This is a genomic window from Okeania sp. (genome assembly GCF_983059655.1).
This window is the reverse complement of sequence record NZ_CEZPJD010000554.1, coordinates 2,294-5,346: the sequence shown is the minus strand read 5'-3', so window position 1 is coordinate 5,346 and position 3,053 is coordinate 2,294. Positions and strand designations below refer to the sequence as shown.

Below are 3,053 nucleotides of genomic sequence, written 5' to 3'. Positions count from 1 at the left end.
GAATATTATCTAAATCAAATTAATCTAATTATGGGAATATTAACAGCTAGTCTAATTAATTAAGAGTAATAAAAAATTAGAGTATATTTAGAGGATATCTGAAAAGTTGTTTAATACTGAGTTTTGCCCCCCGAGCAAGCCAATTCTGGGGGGAACAAGAGTTAATTTTCTTCTAAAAGTCCCCCAATTTTGGGGGATTTAGGGGGCAGCTGATGTAGCAAATGAGACTTCTCGGACAACCTCTTAAGATGATAAAATTTCCCTACCATAGTAGTCAATGAGTAAAACTTCTATCCAACCTGCTCTAATAACTAAAGTAATTCCCGACTCCATCGCTGCCGAAATTGGTTTTGAACCAGGAGATGCGATCGCCTCTATCAACGGACAACAACCACGAGACTTGATCGACTATCAATATATTTGTGCCGACGAATATTTAGAAATAGAGGCGATCGATGCAAAAGGTAAAACTCACCACATCGAAATTGAAAAAGACTACGATGAAGACTTGGGTTTAGAATTTTCTACAGCTCTGTTCGACGGTTTAATTCAATGTAATAACCGTTGTCCGTTTTGTTTCATCGATCAACAACCACCAGGTAAACGAGAAACTCTTTACTTAAAAGATGATGACTATCGTCTCAGTTTCCTCTACGGTTCATACCTGACTTTAACTAACCTCCCTCAACGGGAGTGGGAGAGAATACAACAAATGCGACTCTCACCACTCTATGTTTCTGTCCATGCTACTGAACCAGAATTGCGATCGCGCCTACTGAAAAATTCCAGAGCTGGTAAAATACTCGAGCAAATTCAGTGGTTTCAACAACGACGACTGCAAATACATGCTCAAGTTGTTGTTTGCCCGGGAATTAATGATGGTATTCATCTGGAACGCACATTATTAGATTTAGCAAAGTTTCATACTGGGGAAATTCCGGCAGTAGCATCTGTGGCAGTTGTACCAGTCGGTTTAACTCGCTTTCGCCCTAGCTCAGATGAACTAATACCCGTCACCACCGCAAAAGCTGAGGAAGTTATAGACCAAGTGCAAGAAATTCAAGCTAAACTAAGACAGATATATGGGACTAATTGCATCTGGTTAGCTGACGAATGGTTTTTGATTGGCCGTCGAGACCTGCCCCCTGCCTCAGAATATGAAGATTATCCTCAAATTGGCAATGGAGTTGGTTCAATTCGTCAGTTCATATCACAATTTGAAGCTGCTGTCAAAGAAATTTTAGCCCAAGACATTTACTTAAGCACCCAAAGAAAATTAACCTGGGTAGTAGGAAATGCAGTAGAAAAAGCATTTGCAGCGATCGCCGAGCGACTCAATCAAATTGAAGGACTAGAAGTAAATATGGTGGCCTTATCAAGCAACTATTGGGGACAAAGTATTAGTGTCACTGGATTATTAACAGGCCAAGATTTGCTAGAGGGTTTGCAGGGGCGAGAGTTAGGGGAAGGAATTATTTTACCCTCAGTAATGCTCAAAGCAGGGGATAATCTATTTTTGGATGATATGACCCTAGAAGAATTAGCAGATCGACTGAAGAAACCTATTTGGCCAGTGGCAGGAGCAGAAGAACTAATTTTGACTGCTATGACACTACGAAAATAGGTTAGGACATTGATCGATCCTCTTTGCGGAGCATTTCTGCAGGAAAAACTTAGTCAGGGATTACTTCTGACTTCTAACTTCTGACTTGCGCATAGCGCTATATGGGCGATCGCTAATTGAATTTTCAACTTTTGACTTTGGCAAAGCAGTTGACTTGTTAGTTTAAAATATCAGTTGGACTTGGAGACGAATAAAAAAATCCATGAGTGTTTTTCGTAATGTATTGGTAGTAGGAGCGATCGGAGTAGTTATTTCAAATGCTGGACAGGGGTCTACAACCCCACCACCTATGCACTCCCAAAGTAATACTCCTGAAAATTCTATTTTAGACCCACAAGAGGTCAAAGAAAAATCTATTGAGGTAACAGAAACTAAAGAGTTCAAGTCAGATACTGATTCTTTAGAGGATGTTACTCAATCGAGACCTCAAGGCAGTTTATTAGAAAAGTTAAATTCAAATTCTTATTCTCCTTCATTAGGTACAAAAGTACCATCAATAAGACACTCAGAAGTTAATATCAATAAACAATTATCTCAGTCAAAACCTAATCAAGAGGCTATTTCTTCCTTCAAAAAAATTGAAAATATATACAAAAATACAGGTAGTTTATTGACAGAATTAAAATTTGATAGAAAGGGGGAAAATGTTTCATCTTCAGAATTACCATTTAAACAAAATATTAATCGTAGTTTTGCAGCTAACAAAAATCAAAATTTTAATGTAGACTCGAAAAATCTGGCTGAATTAGATAAGTCAAATTCTAGTTTATTGGATTTATTACAGTCAAAATCAAGTAATTCTGAGGTAGAAGCTAAAGTTAATCCTGGTAATGAAACTGAATTTAAAGAATCAATTACTCTAGCGGGTAAAAGTGCTGAAAAAACTGAGGTAGAATCGAAAAATTTTGCTGAGTTAGAAAGGTCAAATTCTAGTTTATTAGATTTATTAAATTCAAAATCAGGTAATTCTGAGATAGATACGGAAATTAATCCCAGCCATGAAACTGAATTTAAAGAATCAATTACTCTGGCGGGTAAAGGTGCTGAAAAAACTGAGGTAGAATCGAAAAATTTTGCTGAGTTAGAAAGGTCAAATTCTAGTTTATTAGATTTATTAAATTCAAAATCAGGTAATTCTGAGATAGATACGGAAATTAATCCCAGCCATGAAACTGAATTTAAAGAATCAATTACTCTGGCGGGTAAAGGTGCTGAAAAAACTGAGGTAGAATCGAAAAATTTTGCTGAGTTAGAAAGGTCAAATTCTAGTTTATTAGATTTATTACAGTCAAAGTCACAAGTAGAAAATCCTAAAACTGAAATAACAAAATTTCAGACAAATTTACAACTAAATCAGGAAAACGAAACAAATAACCCCAAAACAACATTGGAAAGAAATTCAAATCTAGGAAATTCTTACCAAGTAATG

General features: G+C 36.5%; 2 protein-coding genes. Both read left to right on the top strand.

Annotated features, from left to right (window positions below):
- Window positions 1-277 precede the first annotated feature (277 nt).
- The gene (locus tag AC3DU7_RS24000) at window positions 278-1,624 is read left to right on the top strand and encodes a TIGR03279 family radical SAM protein (protein ID WP_488041817.1); all 1,347 of its coding nucleotides are present in this window, start codon (window positions 278-280) and stop codon (window positions 1,622-1,624) included.
- Between the two features lie 202 nt (window positions 1,625-1,826).
- The coding region (locus tag AC3DU7_RS23995) for a hypothetical protein (protein WP_488041816.1) at window positions 1,827-3,053 on the top strand (1,227 nt) is incomplete at its 3' end.